The organism is Chryseobacterium sp. KCF3-3 (assembly GCF_045865955.1).
Taxonomy (GTDB): Bacteria; Bacteroidota; Bacteroidia; order Flavobacteriales; family Weeksellaceae; genus Chryseobacterium.
On sequence record NZ_AP035792.1, the window covers coordinates 2,949,520 to 2,975,504 of the forward strand.

Annotated in this window: 20 protein-coding genes; 6 read left to right on the top strand and 14 right to left on the bottom strand. The window is 36.8% G+C overall.

From position 1 onward, the window contains the following. Nucleotides 1–28: 28 nt before the first annotated feature. The 4 genes from ACKTTZ_RS13340 to ACKTTZ_RS13355 all read right to left on the bottom strand — a co-directional run bounded on the left by ACKTTZ_RS13340 (nt 29) and on the right by ACKTTZ_RS13355 (nt 3,452). A complete protein-coding gene (locus tag ACKTTZ_RS13340; protein ID WP_407845789.1) occupies nt 29–610 on the bottom strand; it encodes a TIGR00730 family Rossman fold protein in 582 nt (193 codons plus the stop codon). Between the two features lie 197 nt (nt 611–807). Beyond that, the gene (locus ACKTTZ_RS13345; RefSeq protein ID WP_034697029.1) at nt 808–2,250 is read right to left on the bottom strand and encodes an aminoacyl-histidine dipeptidase; all 1,443 of its coding nucleotides are present in this window, start codon (nt 2,248–2,250) and stop codon (nt 808–810) included. 81 nt (nt 2,251–2,331) lie between these two features. Next, complete coding sequence (locus ACKTTZ_RS13350; protein ID WP_407845790.1) at nt 2,332–2,823, bottom strand: hypothetical protein; 492 nt, start codon at nt 2,821–2,823, stop codon at nt 2,332–2,334. Between the two features lie 23 nt (nt 2,824–2,846). After that, nucleotides 2,847–3,452 (bottom strand): hypothetical protein, encoded by a 606-nt coding sequence (locus ACKTTZ_RS13355; protein ID WP_034697031.1) that lies wholly within the window; start codon nt 3,450–3,452, stop codon nt 2,847–2,849. Between the two features lie 238 nt (nt 3,453–3,690). On the opposite strand from ACKTTZ_RS13355, the gene recR reads away from it, so the two are divergent. Together recR and ACKTTZ_RS13365 are read left to right on the top strand one after the other, a co-directional pair. Next, nucleotides 3,691–4,302 carry a recombination mediator RecR gene (gene recR / locus ACKTTZ_RS13360; RefSeq protein WP_034697032.1) on the top strand — a complete coding sequence of 204 codons (612 nt, stop codon included), beginning with the start codon at nt 3,691–3,693 and terminating at the stop codon, nt 4,300–4,302. After that, nucleotides 4,298–5,137 carry a glycosyltransferase family 2 protein gene (locus tag ACKTTZ_RS13365; RefSeq protein WP_156106481.1) on the top strand — a complete coding sequence of 280 codons (840 nt, stop codon included), beginning with the start codon at nt 4,298–4,300 and terminating at the stop codon, nt 5,135–5,137. Before recR ends, ACKTTZ_RS13365 begins: the two co-directional genes overlap by 5 nt. A gap of 51 nt (nt 5,138–5,188) precedes the next feature. Here the strand turns inward: ACKTTZ_RS13365 and secG are convergent, their stop codons facing one another. The 3 genes from secG to ACKTTZ_RS13380 all read right to left on the bottom strand — a co-directional run bounded on the left by secG (nt 5,189) and on the right by ACKTTZ_RS13380 (nt 9,085). Next, entirely contained in the window at nt 5,189–5,539 is a 351-nt protein-coding gene (secG, locus tag ACKTTZ_RS13370) for a preprotein translocase subunit SecG (protein WP_034697035.1), read from the bottom strand. Nucleotides 5,540–5,673: 134 nt separating this feature from the next. Next, on the bottom strand, nt 5,674–7,719 hold the full coding sequence (locus ACKTTZ_RS13375) for a pitrilysin family protein (protein WP_253318143.1): 2,046 nt from the start codon (nt 7,717–7,719) through the stop codon (nt 5,674–5,676). Nucleotides 7,720–7,771: 52 nt separating this feature from the next. Next, nucleotides 7,772–9,085, bottom strand: coding sequence for a M16 family metallopeptidase (locus tag ACKTTZ_RS13380; protein WP_407845792.1), 1,314 nt, complete (start codon nt 9,083–9,085; stop codon nt 7,772–7,774). A 2,450-nt stretch (nt 9,086–11,535) separates the two neighbouring features. Here ACKTTZ_RS13380 and ACKTTZ_RS13385 point away from each other — a divergent pair. Beyond that, nucleotides 11,536–13,866 (top strand): ATP-dependent helicase, encoded by a 2,331-nt coding sequence (locus ACKTTZ_RS13385; RefSeq protein ID WP_407845793.1) that lies wholly within the window; start codon nt 11,536–11,538, stop codon nt 13,864–13,866. 414 nt (nt 13,867–14,280) lie between these two features. Further along, entirely contained in the window at nt 14,281–17,049 is a 2,769-nt protein-coding gene (locus ACKTTZ_RS13390) for a TonB-dependent receptor plug domain-containing protein (protein ID WP_407845794.1), read from the top strand. Between the two features lie 388 nt (nt 17,050–17,437). Here ACKTTZ_RS13390 and ACKTTZ_RS13395 read toward each other — a convergent pair whose 3' ends face one another. The 5 genes from ACKTTZ_RS13395 to ACKTTZ_RS13415 all read right to left on the bottom strand — a co-directional run bounded on the left by ACKTTZ_RS13395 (nt 17,438) and on the right by ACKTTZ_RS13415 (nt 22,948). Beyond that, nucleotides 17,438–19,279, bottom strand: a complete 1,842-nt coding sequence (locus tag ACKTTZ_RS13395; RefSeq protein ID WP_185103727.1) for a carbon starvation protein A — start codon at nt 19,277–19,279, stop codon at nt 17,438–17,440. Between the two features lie 194 nt (nt 19,280–19,473). Further along, nucleotides 19,474–20,511, bottom strand: a complete 1,038-nt coding sequence (locus tag ACKTTZ_RS13400; RefSeq protein WP_034697435.1) for an alpha/beta hydrolase — start codon at nt 20,509–20,511, stop codon at nt 19,474–19,476. A gap of 21 nt (nt 20,512–20,532) precedes the next feature. Continuing rightward, a complete protein-coding gene (locus ACKTTZ_RS13405; RefSeq protein ID WP_034697434.1) occupies nt 20,533–20,916 on the bottom strand; it encodes a DUF3037 domain-containing protein in 384 nt (127 codons plus the stop codon). Then, nucleotides 20,903–21,676, bottom strand: coding sequence for a HipA family kinase (locus ACKTTZ_RS13410; RefSeq protein ID WP_034697433.1), 774 nt, complete (start codon nt 21,674–21,676; stop codon nt 20,903–20,905). Before ACKTTZ_RS13410 ends, ACKTTZ_RS13405 begins: the two co-directional genes overlap by 14 nt. Before the next feature lie 15 nt (nt 21,677–21,691). Further along, nucleotides 21,692–22,948 (bottom strand): T9SS type A sorting domain-containing protein, encoded by a 1,257-nt coding sequence (locus ACKTTZ_RS13415; RefSeq protein ID WP_407845795.1) that lies wholly within the window; start codon nt 22,946–22,948, stop codon nt 21,692–21,694. A 61-nt stretch (nt 22,949–23,009) separates the two neighbouring features. Between ACKTTZ_RS13415 and ACKTTZ_RS13420 the strand changes: the two genes are divergently transcribed. Then, nucleotides 23,010–23,852 (top strand): alpha/beta hydrolase family protein, encoded by an 843-nt coding sequence (locus ACKTTZ_RS13420; RefSeq protein ID WP_407845796.1) that lies wholly within the window; start codon nt 23,010–23,012, stop codon nt 23,850–23,852. 155 nt (nt 23,853–24,007) lie between these two features. Further along, the gene (locus ACKTTZ_RS13425; protein WP_407845797.1) at nt 24,008–24,409 is read left to right on the top strand and encodes a hypothetical protein; all 402 of its coding nucleotides are present in this window, start codon (nt 24,008–24,010) and stop codon (nt 24,407–24,409) included. A 55-nt stretch (nt 24,410–24,464) separates the two neighbouring features. Here the strand turns inward: ACKTTZ_RS13425 and ACKTTZ_RS13430 are convergent, their stop codons facing one another. Both ACKTTZ_RS13430 and ACKTTZ_RS13435 read right to left on the bottom strand, forming a co-directional pair. Continuing rightward, nucleotides 24,465–25,064 carry a hypothetical protein gene (locus tag ACKTTZ_RS13430; protein WP_034697430.1) on the bottom strand — a complete coding sequence of 200 codons (600 nt, stop codon included), beginning with the start codon at nt 25,062–25,064 and terminating at the stop codon, nt 24,465–24,467. A gap of 13 nt (nt 25,065–25,077) precedes the next feature. Next, nucleotides 25,078–25,899, bottom strand: coding sequence for a flavin reductase family protein (locus ACKTTZ_RS13435; protein WP_034697429.1), 822 nt, complete (start codon nt 25,897–25,899; stop codon nt 25,078–25,080). Nucleotides 25,900–25,985: the final 86 nt, after the last annotated feature.

Consider the following 25,985-nt stretch of genomic DNA (forward strand, 5'->3'; position numbering starts at 1 on the left):
GGTTTTGTTTTTTATAAAACTTTACCATTTAAATCTCTTCCTTAGAAATCCATTTTCCAACTGTAGGAGCCTGATAATTTTTCATTTTTTCCAACAGATCATCAATGGTATCACTAATCAGCAGCATATCTCTGTTTACCTGCTTTAAAAATCCTTTATCTACCATCGTCTGAACCAGATTGATCAGGTCATTATAAAATCCGTCAATATTTAAAATTCCGATGGGTTTTTTGTGAAGCCCAAGCTGTGCCCATGTAATCATCTCGAAAAACTCTTCCAGCGTTCCGTAGCCGCCGGGTAGAACGATAACTCCATCACAAAGTTCATTCATTTTGGTTTTTCTTTCGTGCATGGTTTCCACGATGATAAGTTCTGTCAGGTTTTTGTGAGCAATTTCTTTGGATTGTAAAAAGTGGGGGAGGACTCCAATGACCTTGCCTCCTTCGGCCAATGCTCCGTCTGCTATGGTTCCCATCAAACCAACATCAGCACCGCCATAAATAAGCTGTATACCTTGTTGAGCTAAAGTTTGTCCCAATAAAAATGCCTGTTCTTTGTAAATGTCATGCGAACCAAAACTTGAGCCGCAGAATACAGTGATACTTTTCATTGTATAAGATTTGTTTTTATGCTATTGTTGGGATGCTTCAACAAGCTCAGCATGACGCAGCTAAAAATTGATCTCTAAAAAAACAGTTAGTATTAGAGAGGTCATGCTGAGCCTGTCGAAGCATTTTTTATTTCAATTAAAACTAAAATATCCAAAATCATAAGACTTTGGATATTCAATATACTCATTTTAATGTTCTATTTCTGAGGAATATTTGCTAAAATATCTTTCAGGAAGCTCCAGAATTTCTGAGTAGAAGGGATGTTTGCCTTCTCATCAGGAGAGTGAGCTCCTCTGATCGTTGGCCCAAAGCTTACCATTTCCATTTCAGGATAGTTGGCACCGATGATCCCACATTCAAGACCTGCGTGGCAAGCTACTACATGAGGTTTTTCAGTGAACTTTTCAATATAAAGCTTCTCCATCAATTGTACAATTTCTGAACCTGGTTTTGGTTTCCATCCTGGATAAGATCCGCTGAATTCAACGTTCATTCCAGCTAGCTCTGCTACAGATTTTAATTGTTCTGCCACTGAATATTTGGAAGAATCTACAGAAGATCTTGTCAGATTTAAAATCTTAAGTTCTCCACCTTTCAGTTCTACTCTTGCAACGTTGTTGGAAGCTTCTACAAGATCAGCTACATCAGGGCTCATTCTGTAAACTCCATTGTGAAGAGCTTTTAAAGTAAAGATCACTTTTTTAGAATCTCCTTCTGAAATAGCTTTATCAGAAGATGTAGAGTTCTCAATATTGATCTGAAGTCCCGGTTCTACAGTCGCGAATTCTTCTAAGATATCTTTTTTAAGAGAAGTTGCATTGTCTATAAATTCCTGAGCGTTTCTCACAGAAATCAGAGCTGCTCCTTCTCTTGGAATTGCATTTCTCAATCCTCCGCTGTCAATTGAAATTAATTCAATATTTTGGTTTTCCAGTCCGGTGTAAAGAAGTCTTCCCAAAATAATATTGGCATTTCCGAAACCTTTATGGATATCCATTCCGGAGTGACCTCCCTGAAGACCTTTTACTTCAAGTCTTACAATTTGCCCTTTTGAAGCTTCTGTAGCATACGTTTGAGTAATGGTTACATCTACACCTCCTGCACAGCCGATATCAATTTCATCATCTTCTTCAGTATCAAGGTTCAATAGAATTTGTCCTGTCAATTGTCCTGGTTTTAATCCTAAAGCACCCGTCATTCCTGTCTCTTCATCAATCGTGAAAAGAGCTTCCAATGCAGGGTGTGGAATATCTGAGCTTTCAAGGATAGACATGATGGTAGCTACTCCTAACCCATTATCAGCGCCCAAAGTAGTTCCTTTAGCCTTTACCCAGTCACCATCAATTTCCATTTTGATTCCTTCTGTTTCAAAATCGAAATTCACATCATTGTTTTTCTGGCAAACCATATCAAGGTGCGATTGAAGCACGATAGATTTACGGTTTTCCATTCCTGCAGTGGCAGGTTTTTTAATAATAACGTTTCCTACTTCATCAACCGTAGTTTCCAGTCCTAAATCTTCACCAAATCCTTTGATAAAAGCAATCACTTTTTCCTCCTTTTTTGAAGGTCTTGGAACTGCATTTAATTTGGAGAAGTTTTTCCAGATGATCTGCGGTTCTATATTAGATAATTCCATTGAAATTTATTTTTCTCAAATTTACGAAATAAAAAATGCTTCCGTGAGATACAGAAGCATTTTTGTATGATTTTGCATTTATTAACAACCACACTCTCCATAGATCGGAGTGGTAAATGTGGTGCCGTCTGGTTTCTCTATAGTCAGAGTTCCTTCAAACAGTAAAGCTTCTTCGCCTTTTATTTTTTTACCTTTTACAGAAATTTTATAATCATCATTTTCTATTTCTTTGGTAAGCAATTCATCTACCTCCATATCACTTGATGAGATAAGATTCATGGCCAGTCTTTTGCCATCCAGCATCATATAAGCTGTTTTTCCGGCATCATCAGCGTAGATGTATCTTTCATTTTCAAAATCAGTTTTGCTTGCAGCAAAATAACAGGAGCATTCTTTGATTTCTTTTGGAAAAGGGATTGTTCCTACCAGAATATCTCCTGAAGAATGACCTGTTGATGCACTGTTTTTAGCAACATGCAAAGAATCGGCAGTAGCAGAACCTGAAACAGTTTCTTTCTCCTTTTTACAGGCTACCAGTAGAAATGCTGAAAATAAAATGATTAAATATTTCATGTGTTTGTGGTTTTATTATTTGTTTATCCTCTTGCTCTTTCAAGAAGTGTCATCATTAATAGAGAAAGGATTACCAAGCTTTCTTCTTCATCATCAATATCGATCAGTCTGTCCAGCTGGAATCTTCTTCCAAAGAATGAAGGCATTTTTTTCAGTTTAAAATAAGCCTTTCCATCAATTCCTGTTACAGTATACGATGGGTTAAGGAAATATCCGGTAAACATTCCGATGATAGGAAGTTCTCCTACAAAGCTGTCCCAGAATCTTACCCAGGCACTATCTTCCTGAATTTTAAACTTAGGCTGATCGTGTGCATCCAGGATATCATAACTTGCTTTCCAGATAGAACGCATTCCTTTTCTCGCCAGTCTACCAAAGTTTTTATTGTCGATAAGATCATTCAAAGAATAAGAAGCATTAAAATCAATCCATTGATTTGCTCTGATTCTGAAAAGTTCTTTAGACTTGCTTTCATCATTAAAAACGATAACATCTTCTTTCAACTTGAACATTTTCTGACGAACATATGCTACATAATTTCCGTTTTTGTCAGTAATGTTGAAGTCTCCTGCTAAAGTAGTGATTTTGAATTTGAAATCCAGAGGATAATTAAGGTTGTTAAGTACCATGTCAGTTTATTTTTTTCATATTTAATTTATGCCGCAAATATAAAGGTTTTTTTTAGTGTTCTCAGGTATGGGAGAAATTTAAAACATCATCATGAGACATTAATCTCATAGTCAATTGTCAATTTTTGCTGCGCAAAGTCAATTGTCAATAATCACTTTATACAAATTCATAATCGAAGCGAATTGACGACTCACTATTCACTATCAATTATCAACTTTAATCCTTATTTTTGTACCTATGGATTACCCTAGTAAAGTATTGGCAAAAGCAGTAGATGAGATTTCGGGATTGCCTGGGATTGGAAGAAAAACGGCTTTGAGGTTAGCACTCCATTTGTTGAAGCAGCCCAATTCCAGAGCTGTAAGTCTTGGAAACTCCCTGATTAACCTTGTCAATGAAATAAAATACTGTAAAGAATGTCACAATTTTTCAGATTTTGACATCTGCGAAATATGCAGCAATGAAAAGAGAAATGGTGAACTGATCTGTATCGTTGAAGATGTGCGTGACGTAATTGCGATTGAAAATACAGGAAAGTATACCGGAAAATATCTGATTCTTGGTGGGAAAATTTCTCCTATGGAAGGAGTAGGCCCGGGCCAGCTGAATATTCCAAGTATCGAAAAGAAACTGAATGACGGAAAGGTAAAGGAATTTATTTTCGCACTGAGTGCTACGATGGAAGGAGATACCACAGCTTATTATATTTACAAGAAATTTAAAAGTTTCAATGTGAATTTTTCAAGCATTGCAAGAGGAATTTCTGTAGGGGATGAATTGGAATATGCTGATGAAATTTCTTTAGGAAGGTCTATTATTAACAGGTTGCCTTACAACGAAAAGGATTAATATGAAGCTGTCCGTTATTATTGTTAATTACAATGTTACCCAATTGCTCAGAAGCTGTCTCCTGTCGCTCCAGAAGTATATACAGGACATAGATTATGAAGTGATTGTCATTGATAATGCTTCTACAGACAGTTCGTGGGGAGATCTTATTCCGGAATTTTCCCATGTACATTTTATATCATCTGCAACAAATGGTGGTTTTGCAAAAGCGAATAACCAGGCTGTTCAAACTGCCAAAGGAGAATATATATTGCTTTTAAATCCCGATACGGAGTTGGAAGGGTTCTATATGAAAGAATTGCTGGATTTTGCAGATGCTCAGCCTTCATTCGGATGTCTGGGAGTGAGAATGCATGATGCAGAGGGGAATTTCCTTCCTGAAAGCAAACGCTCTGTTCCGGATATGTTCAACTCGTTTGAAAAGCTGTTTACCAATTTTAAAAAGAATAATTCGAAATCCTATTACAGGAACGACATAGAAGAAAATGCCATTGCAGAGGTGGATGTGATCACCGGAGCATTTTTATTGGCTAAAAAAGAGGTCTATGAAAAAATAGGAGGATTGGATGAAGCTTATTTTATGTATGGAGAAGATATTGATCTCTGCTATACATTTTTAAGAAATGGATATCATAATTTCTATTATGGAAAAGTTTCTATCCTTCACCATAAAGGAGAAAGTACCATCAAAGATGAAGTATATCTCAACAGATTCTATGGAGCTATGCAGATCTTCATTGATAAGTATTATAAAGAATCTAAGCCTATGCAATACTCATTTTTAAAGGCAGGATTAAAACTTCGGCATCAGATTGAAAAGATCAAGTTAAAATAAAAAGCAACTCAATTTGAGTTGCTTTTGTTGTATGTTAAGATGATATTCTTCTTATTTTGCCGGAGCTGCCGGAGTCTGTGCCGGAGTTGTTGTAGAAGAAGCTGGAGCTGACTGTTTAGCCGGAGCTTCTTTCTTAGCAGGTTGTTGTGCAGGAAGTGCCTGAGATGGTTTACCTGTGATAACAACGCTTAAAAGGATAAGAACGATGATAGTTCCGCCTAGAGTCCATGTTGCTTTTTCCATGAAATCATTGGTTCTCTGTACTCCGAACTGTGCAGATGATGCACCTCCGAATGTACTGGAAAGGCCTCCTCCTTTTGGGTTTTGTGCCATAACGATAATTACCAATAAAACACTGGCAACCATAACAAGAACCATTAGTAGTGTAAATATAGTATCCATTAATTCTTATATCTTTTTGAATGGGCAAATTTAATCTTTTTTTACTGAATGACAAAAAAAGATGTCGCCAAATGTTGATAAAAATAAAAACGGCAACAATTGTTGCCGTTTTTTCTATAAAAAATAGGATGTTCTTATTTAAAATCAGCATCAGTAGCCTTATTGATCTCATAAGACTTTACCGTCATTGTCATGTCCATTCCCATTTGGCTTACAGAAATTGTGTAAGGCATTTTCACTCCGTTTACATCTTTGTAATTAGAGAATGTTGTTGGGATGGTCATTTCCTGACCTTTAGCTTTTTCTTTTTTAGTTTCTCCGGTTTTTAATCCCGTTGCAACGCTGTAGTAATAGGTTGTATCTCCTCCTTTAATAGCATAAGAATCTTCACCTCCGATTTTCTCAATTCCGGCTAATGTATAATCAGCAGATTTTGCAAAACCTAATTCTTCGAAAAGCTCAGGATTCTTTTGTTTTTCAGCAATTTCTTCAGGTGTGATATCAACTCTTTGTCCCATTTGCATAGAATAACCGGTTTTTCCATCGAAAACCTGCTTCTGAACAACCTGTCCCATTGCTGTTACAGTGGTAAGTTCCTTTCCACCTAGTGCTTTAACGATTTTAAAATCGATGTTCTGTCCTTGCATAGACATTGAAGCATTGGTAGTGTAAGAAGTGATCTTTGCCAGATTAGCTTTTCCTCCGATAGCATTGATGTATTTGTCAACTACAGAAGCTACCGTTACACTAGCATCCACTTTTTGTACAGTTGGTTTTGCAACAGGATTCGCTTCTTTATCGAAATATTTTACAGGGTAACCTAATTTTTCCAATCCTTCAGAAATGTCAGATGCTTTACCAGCAATGAAAATTCTGCTTTGGTTTGGTAAGATCGTAGCTTTTACAGCATTGGAAACATCTGCAGCAGTTACTTTATCGATAGATTTTAAGTAATTGGTATAGAAATCAGCAGGAAGATCCTGAACTTTTTGGTTTAAAGCAAATCTTGCGATAGTAGCCGGCTGTTCCAAAGACATAATGAAAGATCCTTTCAGTTTAGCTTTAGCATTGGCCAATTCTTCCGGTTTTACTGTAGAAATAGCGTTAAGTTCATTCATGAATTCTTTAACAGCTTTGTCTGTAACTTCGTTTCTTACGCTTGCACTTGCGGAGAATTGTGGAGAATATTTGCTGGCAACCATACTTGAGTAAGCCCCATAGGTAAATCCGTTTTTCTCACGAAGGTTCATGAAAAGTCTTGCTTCACCACCACCACCAAGGATATAGTTTGCGATTGTTGCAGGGAAGTAGTTGGCGTCTTTCATTTTCAGGGTGTTCAGGTTGTTTAGTGAAACAACAGACTGTACAGCTGAAGGAACATCTACTACATTGATTTCCGTTTTAGCAACATTAGAAGCAGGTTCTAACTGTGCAATAGGAGTGTTTGCTTTTTTCCAACCTCCGAAAGCTTTCTCGATCAAAGGTTTTACCTGGTCAAACTTTACGTCTCCAACAATTACTAAATAAGCATTATCCGGAGCGTAGTATTTTTTGTAAATGTTTTGTACGTCAGCTAACTGAATTTTATTGATAGATTCAACAGTTTCAAATTCTCCTCTTGACGTATTTTTTCCATACATCAAAGCGTTAGAAACTCTTTCTGCAATAGAAGAAGCATTTTTTTCTTCAGATTTTAATCCTTCGATAGCTCTTTCTTTAGAGTTCTGAATTTCTTCAGCAGAGAATTTAGGATTAATCATAGCATCAGCCATTAAACCTAGAACTTCAGGGAAATATTTTGAAAGTGAATTGGCAGAAGCACCACCTGAAGAGAAATTAAGGTTTGCTCCAAGATAGTCTACTTTTTTATTGAAATCATCTTTGCTGATGTTGGTCGTTCCGTTTTCGAACTGTTCAGCCATAATTCCGCTTACTCCGGTTACTGCTCCTTCGTTGTAAGGAGGTCTGTCCATAGAAAGACTTGCGCTTACTCTTGGTAATTTGTTGTTTTCAACCACCATTACCGTAAGGCCGTTGCTTAGCTGGAAAGTTTTTGGCTTCGCAATGTTAATCGCAGGAGTAGGTCCTGGTTTTGGCATTGCATTAAGATCTATTTTTTGTGCTGAAACCATTCCTGTAAAGAAAAACGCTGCAGCTATATATGTTAATTGCTTTTTCATTTGTAAAAATTTAATTTTTAATAATCATGTTATCACCTAAAAAGTTGAATGATTACTTTTTCTCAGGTACGTAATTGATGATTATTCTTTGGTTGGAATTAAGATACTTTTTAGCTGCATTTTGAAGATCCTGTCTGGTGATAGATCTGTAAATGTCGATTTCTTTGTTGATCAAATTCGTGTCACCCATCAATACGTGGTTGGTAGCCAATGAAGCAGCAATTCCCTGAATGCTTGAATTAGCATTTACAAACTGGTTTTCGTATTGGTTTTGAAGTTTCTGATAATCTTCTTCAGAAATCAGAGTAGTCTGTACTTTTTTGATTTCAGCATCAATGTCAGTCTGTAAAGTCTGTTTTGTAGTTTGTCCCATTGGAATTGCGAAGAAGGCGAAAATACTGTAATCTTCAAGTCCTTGGTTGAAAGCAGCTACCTGAAGTGCTTTTTTATCCTGGTCAACTAATTTTTTATATAAAACTGAAGATTTACCGTTGCTCAGATAAGAAGAAAGCATATCCAACACATAAGCATCTTTTTCTTTGTTAGCCGGAGTTCTGTACGCAAATACATAAGCCGGAAGCTGAATGTTCGGATCCGTAGCAGTAACTTCTTTTTCCTGTGTGATAGGAGCATCTTTCGGGAAATCTTTTGGATAAAGCGTTCCTTTTGGAATTCCACCATAATAGGTTTCGATCCATTTCTTGGTTTGCTCAGGTTTAATGTCTCCTGCAACCACTAAAGTAGCGTTATTCGGAACGTAATATTTTTTATAGAACGCCTGGAATTCTTCTAGTTTAGCAGAGTTCAAATCTTCCATAGAGCCAATTGTTGGCCAGTTGTATGGGTGATTGGTAAATAAGTTTTTCTGAATAGTCGTGAAAAGATTTCCGTAAGGCTGGTTATCCATTCTTAATCTTTTCTCTTCTTTTACAACCTCTCTCTGAGTATCCACACCAATCTGGTTGATGACAGCGTTGCGCATTCTTTCTGCCTCCATCCAAAGTCCAAGCTGTTCGTTGTTGGAAGGGAACGTTTCATAGTAGTAAGTTCTGTCATTGGTAGTGTTGGCGTTGTTCTGCCCTCCGTTTGAAGAAACGATCTTGAACCATTCTCCTCTTTTGATGTTTGGAGTTCCTTCAAATAAAAGGTGTTCAAAGAAGTGAGCAAAACCTGTTCTGCCTTTTACTTCATCTTTTGCACCTACGTGGTACATCACCCCTGTCGTGACAACCGGTGCCGAGTTATCCTGATGAAGAATTACGTGAAGACCATTGGGAAGGTCATACTCTTCGAATTTGATTTGCTGTGCATTCAGCATTAGCCCGAAGAAAGCTACGGCAACAGCAGAAATAAATCGCTTTTTCATAAAATTTAGAAATTGTTTATCAATTAGTATGAAAAGTGAATTAAATGTTACAAAGTTTATAGAAATATATGATTGCAGGAGGGAAAATTTTTTAGAGAGGCAAAAGTGAATGGTGAATAGTCAATCCGTTGCGCTTGTGAATTTTTACGGGATTCGGGTTGCGTGGTTTGAGATTACGAATAATTATTGCAGACAAATTTTCTAATTTGTGGTTAATCATTCACCATTGACTATTCACTTGCGAAGCAAAATTGAGTATTGAAAATCCAAGATTGAATGGTTAGTCCGTTGCGCTTGTGAATTTTTACGGGATTCGGGTTGCGTGGTTTGAGATTACGAATAATTATTGCAGACAAATTTTCTAATCGGCGGTTAATCATTCACCATTGACCATTCACTTGCGAAGCAAAATTGAGTATTGAAAATCCAAGATTGAATGGTTAGTCCGTTGCGCTTGTGAATTTTTACGTGATTCGGGTTGCGTGGTTTGAGCTTACGAATAATTATTGCAGACAAATTTTCTAATTTGTGGTTAATCATTCACCATTGACCATTCACCTGCGAAGCAAAATTGAGTATTGAAAATCCAAGATTGAATGGTTAGTCCGTTGCGCTTGTGAATTTTTACGGGATTCGGGTTGCGTGGTTTGAGATTACGAATAATTATTGCAGACAAATTTTCTAATTTGTGGTTAATCATTCACCATTGACCATTCACTTGCGAAGCAAAATTGAGTATTGAAAATCCAAGATTGAATGGTTCGTCCGTTGCGCTTGTGAATTTTTACGGGATTCGGGTTGCGTGGTTTGAGATTACGAATAATTATTGCAGACAAATTTTCTAATTTGTGGTTAATCATTCACCATTGACCATTCACCTGCGAAGCAAAATTGAGTATTGAAAATCCAAGATTGAATGGTTAGTCCGTTGCGCTTGTGAATTTTTACGGGATTCGGGTTGCGTGGTTTGAGATTACGAATAATTATTGCAGACAAATTTTCTAATCGGCGGTTAATCATTCACCATTGACCATTCACCTGCGAAGCAAAATTGAGTATTGAAAATCCAAGATTGAATGGTTAGTCCGTTGCGCTTGTGAATTTTTACGGGATTCGGGTTGCGTGGTTTGAGATTACGAATAATTATTGCAGACAAATTTTCTAATTTGTGGTTAATCATTCACCATTGACTATTCACTTGCGAAGCAAAATTGAGTATTGAAAATCCAAGATTGAATGGTTAGTCCGTTGCGCTTGTGAATTTTTACGGGATTCGGGTTGCGTGGTTTGAGCTTACGAATAATTATTGCAGACAAATTTTCTAATCGGCGGTTAATCATTCACCATTGACCATTCACTTGCGAAGCAAAATTGAGTATTGAAAATCCAAGATTGAATGGTTAGTCCGTTGCGCTTGTGAATTTTTACGTGATTCGGGTTGCGTGGTTTGAGCTTACGAATAATTATTGCAGACAAATTTTCTAATTTGTGGTTAATCATTCACCATTGACCATTCACCTGCGAAGCAAAATTGAGTATTGAAAATCCAAGATTGAATGGTTAGTCCGTTGCGCTTGTGAATTTTTACGGGATTCGGGTTGCGTGGTTTGAGATTACGAATAATTATTGCAGACAAATTTTCTAATCGGCGGTTAATCATTCACCATTGACCATTCACTTGCGAAGCAAAATTGAGTATTGAAAATCCAAGATTGAATGGTTAGTCCGTTGCGCTTGTGAATTTTTACGGGATTCGGGTTGCGTGGTTTGAGCTTACGAATAATTATTGCAGACAAATTTTCTAATTTGTGGTTAATCATTCACCATTGACCATTCACCTGCGAAGCAAAATTGAGTATTGAAAATCCAAGATTGAATGGTTAGTCCGTTGCGCTTGTGAATTTTTACGGGATTCGGGTTGCGTGGTTTGAGCTTACGAATAATTATTGCAGACAAATTTTCTAATTTGTGGTTAATCATTCACCATTGACCATTCACCTGCGAAGCAAAATTGAGTATTGAAAATCCAAGATTGAATGGTTAGTCCGTTGCGCTTGTGAATTTTTACGGGATTCGGGTTGCGTGGTTTGAGCTTACGAATAATTATTGCAGACAAATTTTCTAATTTGTGGTTAATCATTCACCATTGACCATTCACTTGCGAAGCAAAATTGAGTATTGAAAATCCAAGATTGAATGGTTAGTCCGTTGCGCTTGTGAATTTTTACGGGATTCGGGTTGCGTGGTTTGAGCTTACGAATAATTATTGCAGACAAATTTTCTAATTTGTGGTTAATCATTCACCATTGACCATTCACTTGCGAAGCAAAATTGACTATTGACAAATACTATTAATACAATCCTAATCCCTCAAATTCCTAACTTCTCTATGAAAGTTTGAATTCTGCTCTGAATACCTTAATTTTGTGTTCCCAAAATTTTTTTGCTGTATGGACTATTTGAAAGGACTCAACGAATCACAATATGAAGCTGTTACCTCTTTACAAGGACCTCTCATGGTACTTGCCGGAGCAGGTTCAGGAAAAACGCGTGTATTGACTATGCGTATTGCCCATTTAATACACAACGGAATAGACCCTTTCAATATCCTGGCGCTTACCTTTACCAATAAAGCGGCACGTGAGATGAAAGACCGTATCGCCAAAGTAGTAGGAGACAGCAATGCAAGAAGTCTTTGGATGGGTACATTTCACTCCGTTTTTGCAAGAATTCTGAGAATTGAAGCTCATTATCTGGGATATCCTTCCAATTTTACCATTTATGATCAGCAGGACGCCCTGAATGTGATTAAAAAAGTTCTGAAGGATATGAATATTGATGCAGATCTTTATAAACCTAAGAAAGTTCAGGCAAGAATTTCAACCTATAAGAATAACCTGATTACAGTAAAAGCTTATTTCAACAATCCTGAACTGATGGAAGCGGATGAAAAAGCAAATATGAAATTCATCGGACAGATTTACCAGAAATATGTGGATCAGTGCTTCAGAAACGGATCTATGGATTTTGATGACCTGTTGTTGAAAACCAATGAATTATTGACACGTTTTCCGGAAGTACTGGCAAAATATCAGGACAGATTTCGGTACATCATGGTAGATGAGTACCAGGATACCAACCACTCTCAGTATCTTATTGTGAAAGCTTTGGCTTCAAAATTTGAGAATATCTGTGTGGTAGGAGATGATGCACAGTCTATTTATTCTTTCCGTGGAGCGAATATTTATAACATCTTAAACTTTAAAAAAGATTATACGGATGCCAAAACAGTATCTCTGGAGCAGAATTACCGTTCCACACAGAATATTGTAAATGCAGCTAATGTGGTCATCGCTAAAAACCTTCAGCAGTTTAAGAAAAATGTATTCAGTGATAATGAAGAAGGAGATAAGATTAAAATATACCGATCTCTTTCCGATGCTGATGAAGCCAATTTCGTGGCAGGAAATATCTGGGAACTTCGTAATCGTGACCAGAGAAAGTACAGCGATTTTGCTATTTTATACAGAACCAACTCTCAGACACGTGCTTTTGAAGATGCACTGAGACGTAAAAATATTCCGTACAAAGTATATGGAGGTCTTTCTTTCTATCAGAGAAAAGAAGTAAAAGACCTTATTGGATACCTTCGTCTTCTGATCAATGAAAATGATTCTGAAGCATTAATGAGGATTATCAATTATCCGGCAAGAGGAATCGGAGAAACGACGCAGAATAAACTGATTGTTTTTGCTGATGCCCACAATATTGCAGTTTCAAAAGTATTGGAAAACCTTCCGATGTATGCACCGCAATTAGGTTTGAACAATGGGGTTTTAAACAAATTGAACGACTTCTGGTCTATGATCAAAGCTTTTCAGGTATTGCTGAAAACAGAAACGGCTTACAGTGTGGCTATGGAAGTAGCAAAACGAAGCGGGTTAATCAAATTTTTAAAAGATGATCAGACTCCTGAAGGGATTTCCAGAGTAGAAAACGTACAGGAATTGATGAACTCTATGCAGGGATTCATTGAAGAGCAGATGCAGCTTGAAGATGGTGATCCGAGTCTTTCCAATTTCCTTGAAAACATTGCACTTTCTGCAGATACTCAGGATAAAGAACTGGAAGATGATATGGTTTCTTTGATGACCATTCACCTTTCAAAAGGATTAGAATTCCCGGTGGTACACTTAGTAGGACTTGAAGAAAACCTTTTCCCAAGCTTTATGAGTTCGGCAACCAGAGAAGATCTTGAAGAGGAGAGAAGATTATTCTATGTGGCATTGACAAGAGCAGAAAAGCAAGCCTTCTTCTCTTATGCTGTTTCCCGTTTTCAATGGGGGAAAATTACGGATGCTGAGCCTTCAAGATTCTTAAGTGAAATTGATGATCAATATATTGAATTCCTTAATCCTGCTTTGGAAAAAAGGTTTATCAATAATTCAGGAGTGAAATCCAATATCTTTGATGAGCATCCTTCAGAAATGAAATCTTTCAAAAAGGTTGAAAAGAAAACTATTGACAGAGGTGATACTTCAAAACCTGCTCCTGAAGTCAGAAAACTGAAACCAGTAAGCACGGCTAAAATTATCAACCCAAGCGGAGCTTCTTCTCAGGATATTGAAGTAGGAGATAAAGTGAGACACGATCGTTTCGGAATAGGTGAAGTTACTTTCTTAGACGGAACAGATCCTCAGAACATCAAAGCAAAGGTTGTTTTCATGCATGAAGGAGAGAAAAATCTGATCCTGAAATATGCTAAACTGACTAAGATTTAATTTCAAAATAAAAATATAAAAGAAACGGATTCAATTTTTGGATCCGTTTTTTTATTTAAACGCGAAGTTCGCAAAGTTTCTATTAAGATGTGTTTTATATTTATGTTGGCAAGGGCGTTCCACTTAGCTAAGACAAATCCTCTGCTGAACGAAGTGCCTTTGCGATCGTAATAATAAAAAAGTAATGTGTTTTCTTTGTGTACATAGCGTTTTTCAATATTTATTTTACCGGTAACCTTCTATAAAACAATGTTTTTTACAAATGTTTCCTTAATTTATCATAACTTTAAATGAGGAATAGAAAGAAACGATAATAGTTTTTTACAAAAACAAAGTCTATCTGTTTTGTAGACTAATAAATAGATTTTACATTTGCACCTTGTAAAAACATAAATGTTAATTAAATTCTAAACTATGAATAATAAGAAAACTATTCTTTCGGCCTCAGTTTTATTTTTCCTCGGCGTATTTACTTACGGACAGGAAAAAGACAGCATAAAAGCAAATAAAGACACCATAAAAACCAATACTGTAGAAGAAGTAGTAGTACTGGGTTCAAGAGCCGGTGCCAGATCAAAAGTAGACAGCCCTGTTCCTGTAGATGTATTCAATGTAAAAGAATCTTCAATTATTCTTCCACAGACTAATATCGGGCAAATTCTAAATGCTGTTGCCCCTTCATTTACTTCTACCATTCAAACGAATTCAGATGGAACAGACCACCTGGATCCTGCACAGCTGAGAGGTTTGGGACCGGATCAGGTGTTGGTTTTGGTGAATGGAAAAAGAAGACATACTTCAGCTTTGGTAAACGTCAACGGAACACCAGGAAGAGGTACGGTAGGAACTGATTTGAACGCTATTCCTTCTTTTGCTTTAAACAGAATTGAAGTATTAAGAGATGGAGCTGCCGCACAATATGGATCTGATGCCATTGCCGGAGTAATCAATCTTGATCTGAAAAGAGATACAGGAAAATTGGCAGGGCAGATCAGTTATGGAGGAAATCTGACGCCAACGGCTAATGACCATACCGGAGATTTTGACGGACAAAATATTCAGCTGGATTTAAACTATGGGAATAAAATTGGAACCAAAGGAGGTTTCTTTAATATCACCTGGTCTTCACAATTCAGAAACCCAACGTACAGAGCAGGAACAGAAAGTGGTCCTATTTACAATGCTTACAATGCCATCGAACAGCGTGCATTGAATGACGGTGTGAACCTTTCTTCGCTTTTTACCAATATTGGAAGTACACCCAATTCACAACAGATTGTAAATTACATCCATCAGTATGCGCAGAATGTGAGCTATTTTTCTCAGGGTTTACAAAATGATATTCAGGGAGCAAATACCATTTCCGCATTACAAAGTATTTTGAAGCCTGGAAATTTTACCAGAGATCAGCTTAATTATATCACCGATCAGGAGCTGGCTTATAGAGGACAGACGAGAAAGGATTTTAATATGCAGGTAGGGCAGTCTAAGCTTAACAATCACCAGCTTTTTGTGAATGCTGAGATCCCTGTAAGTGACAACTGGAAGGTGTATACTTTTGGTGGTTATAGTATAAGACATGGAACTTCCGGAGGATTCTACAGAAGACCAACTGAAAACAGAACTTTTACAGGATTATATCCTAATGGTTACCTTCCACAGATTGGAACAGATATTCAGGATATTTCATTAGCTGCAGGAATTAAAGGAAAATGGGAAGGCTGGAATATTGATTTCAGTAATACGTATGGACAGAATTCATTTACCTATAATATTCAGAATACAGGAAATACCTCTTTGCGTTTTGCTTCACCAAGAGAGTTTAATGCAGGAGGATTAAGATTTTCTCAAAATACGATCAATTTAGATTTCTCTAAAAAATATGACGTATGGGAAGGAATCAACGTAGCGTTTGGAGCTGAGCACCGTTATGAGAATTTTAAAATTACTCAGGGGGAGCAAGCTTCTTATGCAACCTATGATGTTTCAGGAAATATATGGAACGGAAATTCTGTGAGACCTACAGATTTTTTTGGGGCATCGCTTCCGGGAGGATCGCAGGTATTCAATGGATTTAAACCTGAAAATGCGGTAGATAAAAACAGACAGTCGGTAGCAGCTTATGCAGATGTAGAATTTAACTTTACCAACTGGTTGTTAGTGGATGCTGCAGCGAGATATGAAAACTATTCAGATTTCGGATCTACATTCAATTATAAACTGGCTTCAAGAATCAAAGTAGCGCCTAATTTCAATGTGAGATTTGCTGGTTCTACAGGATTCAGAGCGCCATCTATCCACCAGATTTATTATAATGTAACGTCTACATTGTTCACCAATAATCAACTTTTGGAAGTAGGAACCTTTAGCAATGATTCTCAACTTGCAGGATTGCTGGATATGCCAAAACTGAAACAGGAAACCTCTAAATCAGCAAGTGTAGGATTTACCTATAGAATTCCCTCGGCTAGTCTTACCTTTACAGCAGACGGATATTTCACGAGAATTGATAACCGTATTATTCTTACAGACCAGTTCTTAAAAGCGAATGTTCCTCAGAAAGCACAGGAAGCTTATGACCAATTGGGAATTAATGCAGCGCAGTTCTTTACCAACGCTATTGATACAGAAACAAAAGGTTTAGATGTAGTGATTTCACACAATGCCAGATTCTCAGGATTTAAGTTGGATAACAACTTTGCCATTAACCTTAATAAAACAAAACAGGTTGGGGATATCCATTCTGCAGGTCTTTTACAGTCGCCACAATTGGAGAAAGTGTATTTTTCTGAGAAATCAAGAGTGTATCTGGAAGAAGCCGTACCGAGAGTGAAAGCCAGTTTTTCACATACGCTTTCATGGAAGAATGCAAGTTTATATCTGAGAAATACCTATTTCGGGAAAGTAACAGGCGCTGATATTATTGATGTGAACGGAGACGGAATTATTGATTTTAATGAACACCAGCAGATCGGAGATAAGATCATTACGGACTTATCTGCTGCTTATCAGTTTACTAAAAATGTAGGATTGACTTTGGGAGTAAACAATTTGTTTGATATCTATCCAACGAAAAACCTTACTGCTTCTACCAATAATGATCAATTCATCTATTCAAGATCGACTTCACAGTTTGGACAGAACGGAAGATATGTTTTTGCAAGATTGAATTTCAATTTTTAAATAAAATAAGAGATCATATTTATAAACTTTTATATGTTGAACCATTAAGAGGTAATAAGAGTTTAAGAGTATTAAGATAAGCTTCGCTTTAAGCTTAAAAATCAAAATGATTTACCTTAACTATACTTTATTTCTTAAATCCCCTTAATGGTTTTAATATATTCTACGTTTAAATAACTCCAATAAAAAAAACAGTTCAGAAATCCTGAACTGTTTTTTCTTTATGTAATATGAATTAAACTTTTATTTTTGAACCCTTAAGAGGTAATGAGAGTTTAAGAGTATTAATATAAGCTTCGCTTTAAGCTTAAGAATCAGAATGATTCATCTTAATTATACTTTATTTCTTAAATCCTCCTTAATGGTTTTTCTTTATAAAATTTGAATTTTACCTTTCTACCAGTTCTTTCACTGGTTCACCATAATGGTCAATTTCAGTTGTTTTGATTTGAAGAAGTTGATACCATTTTCTGAAAGCTCCTGCAAATACAATAAGCATCAGAACCATAGCTGTTACTGCTAAAGTTGCCAGTAAATATTGTCCTTTAGGAATATAAATAGCAGTCACCTGAATATAACCTGCCCAGAAGGTAATTCCAGCCATAAAAACACCCGGAATAGCCGAGCATAAAGCGTATTTCCCTCTGTTCATTCTGATCAGCATCGTTGTACAGACGATAAGTCCGCAGGCTGCCAGCAGCTGATTACTGATCCCGAATAATGGCCAGATACTGTTTACATTTCCGGTATACACCAGATATCCCCAGGCAAAAGTGAAAAGAAGACTGCTGATAATAATCCCCGGAATCCAGTTTTTATCATTGAATTTTGGAACAACAGAACCCAGCATTTCCTGTAAAAAGAATCTACCCACTCTTGTTCCCGCATCAATGGCAGTAAGAATAAATACTGCTTCAAACATAATCGCAAAATTATACCAATAAGCCGTCAGCTGATCCATATACGGAATTTTATTAAAAATATGAGCCATTCCTACAGCCAGAGATACTGCACCTCCGGTTCTTCCGTAAAGATCAATACCTATTTTCTGTGAATAATAATCTATATCTACTCCGTGCAGGGAAGGATGCGCTGCCAGAAATGAATCATAGGCTTCTTTGGGAGTGTTGATGGCAAAATAATCACCCGGCATCAGCGTACAGGCAGCAATAAGTGCCATTAATGCTACAAAACCTTCTACAAGCATAGCTCCGTAACCTACAAAAAGTATTTCTCTTTCCTTATTAAGCATTTTTGGAGTGGTTCCCGTAGCAATCACTGCATGGAATCCGGAAATCGCTCCACAGGCAATCACAATAAAAATAAAAGGAAGGACCGGACCGCCAATAATAGGGCCACCGCCATTAACAAAAGCTGTAATCGCAGGCATCTGTATCGTAGGATGAATAACGATTACCCCGATAGCCAGCATAATAATAGTTCCTATCTTTAAATATGTTGAAAGATAATCTCTCGGAACCAAAAGAAGCCATACCGGTAATACAGAAGCAATAAAACCATACAAAGGAATCGCAATAGAAATGGTTTTAATATCCCAGGAAAATAAACCATTCATCGTAGGATTCTGCATCAGAGTATGTCCTCCGATAATCCCAGCAATCAGAAGAATCCCCCCGAGAATACTTGCAAAAAGCACACTGTTCTTTTTGTAACGCATAATCAGTCCCATAATGATTGCAATGGGCATAGTAATCACTACGGTAAAAAGAGACCATGAAGCTTCGTGCATCGCATTGATACAGGCCAATGATAAACCTGCCAGCGTAAGAATCAAAATGAAGAGGATAGCAAAACCCGCTACTGTACCCGTTGCCTTTCCAATTTCTTTGGAAGCAATCGTTGCAAGACTTTGTCCTTTATGTCTCACAGAAGCAAAAAGAACAATCATATCATGTACTCCGCCTCCCAGTACGCATCCTATCAATATCCATAAAGCACCCGGAAGATAGCCGAACTGCGCAGCAAGAACAGGTCCTACCAAAGGTCCTGCAGCGGCAATAGCCGCAAAGTGATGTCCGAAAAGTACATTTTTATTGGTAGCCACATAATCTTTACCATCTGCAAATTCTACAGCAGGTGTTGTATTTTGATCATTGAGCCGGAGAACTTTATTGGCAATGAAAATACCATAAAAACGGTAAGCTATCGCAAAAAGAAGAACAGATACAAAGATGAGCGTAAGCGCATTGATATTGTTTAAAGATTCCATATTGCTTATTTTTATTGATAAATAATTAAGTTATCGTTGTTTTTATTGTAAATAATTTAAACAAAGACCAAGGTAATTAATTCTCAATGAAAAAATATCAATAAGTATATCAATCTAGCAAATTTGTGATTTTGTTTTTATTTATTGTGCTTATTTATAGTATTTTGTGTTGTTTTTAAATAAGGGTGTATATATTATTTCTTCTGTGAAAGAATGAATTCCACCATCTGATCAGTAAGTTGATCCAGATAAGCTTTATCAGTTGTGCCAAATCCATGTACTCCGCCATCTACGATAATCAGTGAGTTCTGTATTTTTGCTCTGTTTAATTTTCTGTGAAGCTTTTTAGACTGATTTAAAGGAACAATTTTATCATTATTCCCCTGAACAATCAAAGTAGGCACACCTCCGGAAACAAAATAGACAGGAGACATCGTTTTAAGATAATCAATAGCGCTGTCCTGATCTTTTCTGATATCATATCCGGAAATTCCTTTGACAAGATTTTCCTGTAACCCGACAATTTTTTTTGACATTAATCCGATGAGTGCTACGGGAATTGTACCTAATTTTGTGTGGAAAAGTTTGTTGAGGTCTGCAGGGCCATAATGATCAATCACATAATTCACCTTAGCCGAATAAGACGAAAGCTCCGGATTACCCAAATAAGTATTGTCTGGTGTATAGGCTGCCATCAGAGAAAGGTGAGCACCAGCTGAAGCCCCGAATAACCCTATATTATTGGTGTCAAAATGATATTTCTCTGCGTTTTTTCTTACCCATCTTACCGCATCTTTGGTATCTTCCAAAGGCAATGGAAAATGAGTGTTGTCATTCAAAAGGGTATAATTAATACTGATTACCGCATATTGCTTGGCCATTAGCTTTGCAATGGTGGTTTCAACATAATTATCTGAGTGAATCACTTTATCTCCTTCTATCCATCCACCTCCGTGAACATAAATCAGTACAGGAAGCAGTTGGTCTGCGGCAGCATTTTTAGGAGTGAAAACATCAAGTTGAATAGGATTTCCTTTCCTGTTGGTTTTATATACAATGTCCTCAGATAAATTGGCTATTTCCGGAAGTAATGTACTTTTTACAGGAGGAGTTTTAACCTGTACCTGTGAGAAGTTCTGTGAAAAAAATAAATTAGAAAATCCTATTATTAAAACAAAAAACAGGTTTGTGAAAAACCTGTAGATTGATATGTTGTTTGTCGATAAATTCATAATAAATTTTTTAAGGAAGTGTTACTTTACTAACTCCTCAAAAAGCTTACCAAAAGTGGCATTCAGATCCTTTGATTTTCCCGGATGAGGTCTTGAGGTCTGTATCACAGAACTTCTTACCGCTGTCAGCCATCGGAAGCGCTCCGGAATATCAAAAAAAGCAATAGGACCGCCATCTTTCTCACCGTTAGCAATTTTTTTAAAGCTTTCCAGATTGTGGATGATATCATCGTAATCCAGTTTGCTGTGCATCAGTTTGAATTTGTCCGGACACAAATAGAATTCCACTCTGATGAATTTCTCCTTCTTAGAAAACATCACCAGCCCGATATTGAAAAACTCTTCTCTTTCAACTTTAGGCACCAGGCGTATTACCGCATATTCATATATTTTATCCTCTTGCATTTTTCGCTTCGTTTACAAAGATTTGAGAATTTTCTAATCTGGTTTTCATAAACTGAAAATAGATTTCACGAATTTCATCTGGTGTTTCATCAGCATCATTCCAGTGTAACCAGTCCTCAGGAATCATGTTGACAATTTCTCTGAAAAGAGTATCATTCAAAATTTCATGGGCAAATTTATCAGCTTCGTCAAGCATTTTTGCCTTAGGAAGAAGCACGTGGTCTTTCACATATTTGAAAGGTGTTTTGGCTGCTGCATCAAAATTTTGCCATGAGTGATGGAAGTAGAACGAAGCACCATTATCGATGATCCAAAGTTCTTTATGCCACATCAGCATATTCGTATTTTTAAAAGTACGGTCGATGTTGGTAATGAATGCATCCAGCCATACTATTTTTGAAGCCAGAAGCGGATCCACACTTACTCCCGGATCATATGTAATAGAACCGGAAAGATAATGTAACCCGAGATTCAGACCTTCAGAAAACTTCAGAAGATCCTGGATTTCCTCATCGGCTTCCGTTCTTCCGAAATCAGCATCAAGATTAACGAAAACAAGTTCAGGAATTTTAAGTCCTAAAGCTTCGGTAATTTTCCCACCCAACAGTTCGGAGATCAGCATTTTTACCCCATGGCCTGCACCACGGAATTTTAATACATATTTGAAATCATCATCAGCTTCTGCCAGAGCCGGAAGAGATCCTCCTTCTCTCAGGGGCAGAATGTAACGCATCACGGTTACAGTTCTTAAATTCTGCATGCAGCAAAAATAAGCTTATTTTTTAATAATTTTTTTAGTGAATTCCTTTTCTCCTGTTTTATATTGCAGGAAATAAACTCCGCTGGTCAGATGCTGAAGTGAAATACTGTAGCCAGTCTCTGTTTTATTCAAATGGTAAGGAATGATCTTTCCTGATACATCTGTAAGAGAAAGTATCTCAACTTTATTTTTAGAAGCAATGCTGATAAGGTTCTGAACAGGATTTGGATAGATCTGAATACCGTTTTCTATAGTTGTTTCCGCAGTATTTAATGTGCTTACAACAACCAGTTTTGTTTTAGTGGTGGTTGCTCCGCAGGCATCTGTTGTAAGTTTTACATTATAACTTCCTCCCACAGCATAAGTGTGCGTCGGATTTTCCAGAGTAGAAGTAGTACCATCATCAAAATCCCATGAATAATTGGCCGCATTTTGAGTTGTATTCGTAAACTGAATACTTCCTGCTCCGGTAAGCTGATAGGTGAATCTGCTGTGAACATCATTGTTGGTTACATACCATTTACCAGGCTGGTTATATACTTCTGTTTTCACAATATCTTTAATCAGTTGAGCCTGTGCAGCAGTAAGATTTCCATTAAAAGGAATCTGTGTAGGATCTTTTTTGAATATAATAGTATAAAATGTATACGCAGCTGCCATAGAACCAATGTAGCTAGGGTGAGATTCATCCTGATCATACAGTTCAATTGCTGGATTTTGCTCTCTGATTGTTCTCCATACTTTACCTACAGGAGAGACAATGCCTTCATTGTTCATGGCCATTTCCATGTAACGGTTATAAATTTGAGTGTCCATTCCCAGGTATGTACAGACCGTAGGAAGTCCTGGACAGTTGGTTGCATCACCATTTTTACGCCCCCAGGTCATGTAGAAAATAACATTTCCACAAGGATTGGCTGTTTTAATTAAATTGGAAAGCTGAAGGGCATAAGGATACACCTGATTTTGTACCTGTGAATCAGGAAACGAAGGAAGCTGGCTCTGTTCCTGTAATACCACGTAATCCCAGTTCCCCTGATTGATGTCTGTAATGACATTCGGGTTGTTGGAGTGATCCTGGAGGGTAGCGCCTCCCGGAGTCTGACTGTGATGTTCGAATACGTCGCCATTAGATGTGGCAATGCTTTGAATAAGGCCAGGTAAATTGTTAACGTAAGTATAACTATTTCCAATAAAAAAGACCCTTTTGGTTGTCTGGCTCAGGATGAAAGAAAAAGTAATTAAAAATAAAAAAAGTAGAGTTTTTTTCATAAATTTCAGTTTGAATTAATCCTATAAATATAAATAATATTAAGTAAAGCCCATTTGTTTTATGAATTTGATTGTAGAAAAGAATATATACTTAGAAAATAAAGAAACAAAAGGTTTTCTTGCTGATGTTTTTTATAAAGACACTCAAAAAAAACTTCCCTTGGTCATATTTGTTCACGGATATAAAGGGTATAAAGATTGGGGAGCCTGGAATATGATGGCTGAAAAGTTTGCTGAAGCAGGTTTTTTCTTCGTCAAGTTTAATTTTTCGCATAACGGAACCACAACAGATGATCCGTTTAATTTCGGAGATCTTGAAGCTTTTGGACAGAATAATTATTCTAAAGAACTTTCAGATCTTGGTGTTGTAATTGATCACTTTAGTAAAGATCCCCATGTGGATGATGAAAAGGTTGTCCTGATCGGGCATAGCAGAGGAGGAGGAATTTCTATTATTAAAACCTTTGAAGACGAAAGAATCAACGGTTTGATTACATTGGCCAGTGTGGATACTTTAGATCGTTTCCCAAAAGATACTGCTTTTGAAAACTGGAAAAATAATGGTGTTTATTATGCTTTGAATGGACGTACCCAACAGGAAATGCCTCATTATTATCAGTTTTATGAAGATTATGAAAAAGATATGCACCGTTTTGATGTAGAACGAGCTACAGAAATGGCTAAAGCTTATATGTTGATTATTCATGGAACAGAAGATGAAGCGGTAGAGGTGAAGCAGGCAGAACATCTTCATATTCTTCACCCCAATTCTGAATTGTTTCTGATTGAAAATGCCAACCATACTTTCGGGGCGAAAGAACCATGGGAAGGAAATGATTTACCAAAAGATCTCAATACTGTAACTGAAAAATGTATTGATTTTATCAAAGAAAAATTGAAATAAAACGTTTAAAACTACGTTATTATACATTAACCACCATAAAATAGAATTATGAAAAAAATTATTGCAGGCGCATTTGCGCTTTCACTATGTGTTGTTTCATGTAAAAAAGAAACAAAAACAGAATCTTCTGTAAGCAGTGATACTTTGCAACCGTAATGCCTAAGGATTCCGTAACAACTCCAAAAACAGATTCAGCAGCAACTGCAGCTCCTTCTGCTCCTGCTCCGGATAATGTTATTACCAAAAACGTTGGGAAATATCCTCATGATATTAAATTCTTTGAAGATAAAGGTATTTCAGAAAGACTGAAAAAGCTTACCGGTGCTCAGTATGATGAGATGGTAAAGAATTTCAATGTTGAAAGTCCTATTGCATCAGAAAATGGAATCTACAAACTGACAGGATGCAAACAGCACGATTGCCCGGGATATGCTACAAGTATTTACTACGATGCTAAAAATGACAACCTGAATGTTTCTATTGATAAAAACGGTAAAGCAACAGAATTTGCTGAAAAAGGAAAAATTACTGTTTCTGAATCGCTTAAATCCAAATAATAAAAAAAGGAGTGAAACTTTCACTCCTTTTTTTATTGATGATCAATAGATATCTTTAGTTCGTTTTAACAGCATTCTTTTTTACTGCCTTTAAAAGACTTCGAAAGTTTTTCATAGTCATCATTTCTGTTGAAGGATCGAAGATAGTCACCTTTTGATCTTTCTCCACTGAAACTTCTGAATATGCTTTGAGCGAATATATTTTCTTCATAGTACTGATATCATAGACATCCATCATTGCAAAAGTTTCATTTTTTTTATATTCATATTGCGTTCCAATTGAATTATCTAAACCGTTTCGCACTTTCATGGTGTAGATGTTTACCAGAAAATTAAAATCAGAGCTCCTTTTCAATACCTCAAGATCTTCAGTTTCCGGATCAAAAGAAATGCTATTCTGAATTATATTTTCTGCTTTTGCCGTTTTTAAATCAAAGGCTTTGCCATTGCTTAAATCCTGGAATAGTTGAAATGCCTCTTTGCTCATCATTTCCCGGTGGTGCGAATCTACATCCGTTTTGATGTTGTTAATCAGCCACTTTTTGTCCTTCGAAAATACCAATGACTTGCTATAGATCCCATAATCTTTTTTTACAGGATAATAGCATGATTGTAATGTGATTATGAGAAAAAGGAAGAAGATGTATTTTTTCATCAATAAATTCAGTCTATTTAATTAAAATCTTCCAGGCTTCTTCAATTTTGCTTTCCAGAAGTAATTTCTGTGCATCAAGATGGATATTTTCATCGGCATGAAAGTCTCCGGCAGGTAATACTTCCGTATTGGCAAGCATTCCAAGGTCATTTCCTGTAAACACTTTACTGTACTTAATAGAATCTGGCAACAGATCGAAACCGATTCCTTTTGTTACCAAAGGTTTGGGCACTTCAAAAAGACTGTTTTCATTGCTTCTGGAATACCAGTTGCTACCTAAACGGGCTACCATATCCAGTTTTTTCTGATCCAGATTTCCGGCTTCATTCAGATATTCTTCTCTGATATGGATTTTCTGAACCTCACAGATTACCAGATTTCCGGCACCACCCTGATCTCCCAATGATTTTACTTCTAAAACTTTACATTCAAAGTTAACAGGACATTCTTCAATAAGCTTAGGTTGTACAAGATCTGCATCTTTCATCGTAAGACCGGATTTGATAAATTCATTGACTCCGGTTTCGTATTCTGTAGAAGCTAAAGAGATCTGCTGTACAATCGGAAAGTTTACCGTTCCGATTACTACTTCAGGAACTTCAATAACATTTTCCAGTGTATGTTTGGTGGTGTTATCACGTACCCTTCTCGATGGTGAAAAAATCAAAATCGGAGGAACTGTACTGAACATATTAAAAAAACTGAACGGAGATAAGTTATTATTACCGTCTTTATCTACTGTAGAAGCCAATGCAATGGGACGTGGTGAAACGGCTGTCTGCATAATGGTCTGCAATTGTACGGAGGTTATCTCGGAGGGGATTACTGTTTTCATGTTTTTGAGCTGAACACTTAAGTTATTTTTAGTTATTTCTGATTGCTTCCAAAAAAGGGCACTTAAGAGTTTGAAAATCTTTGATT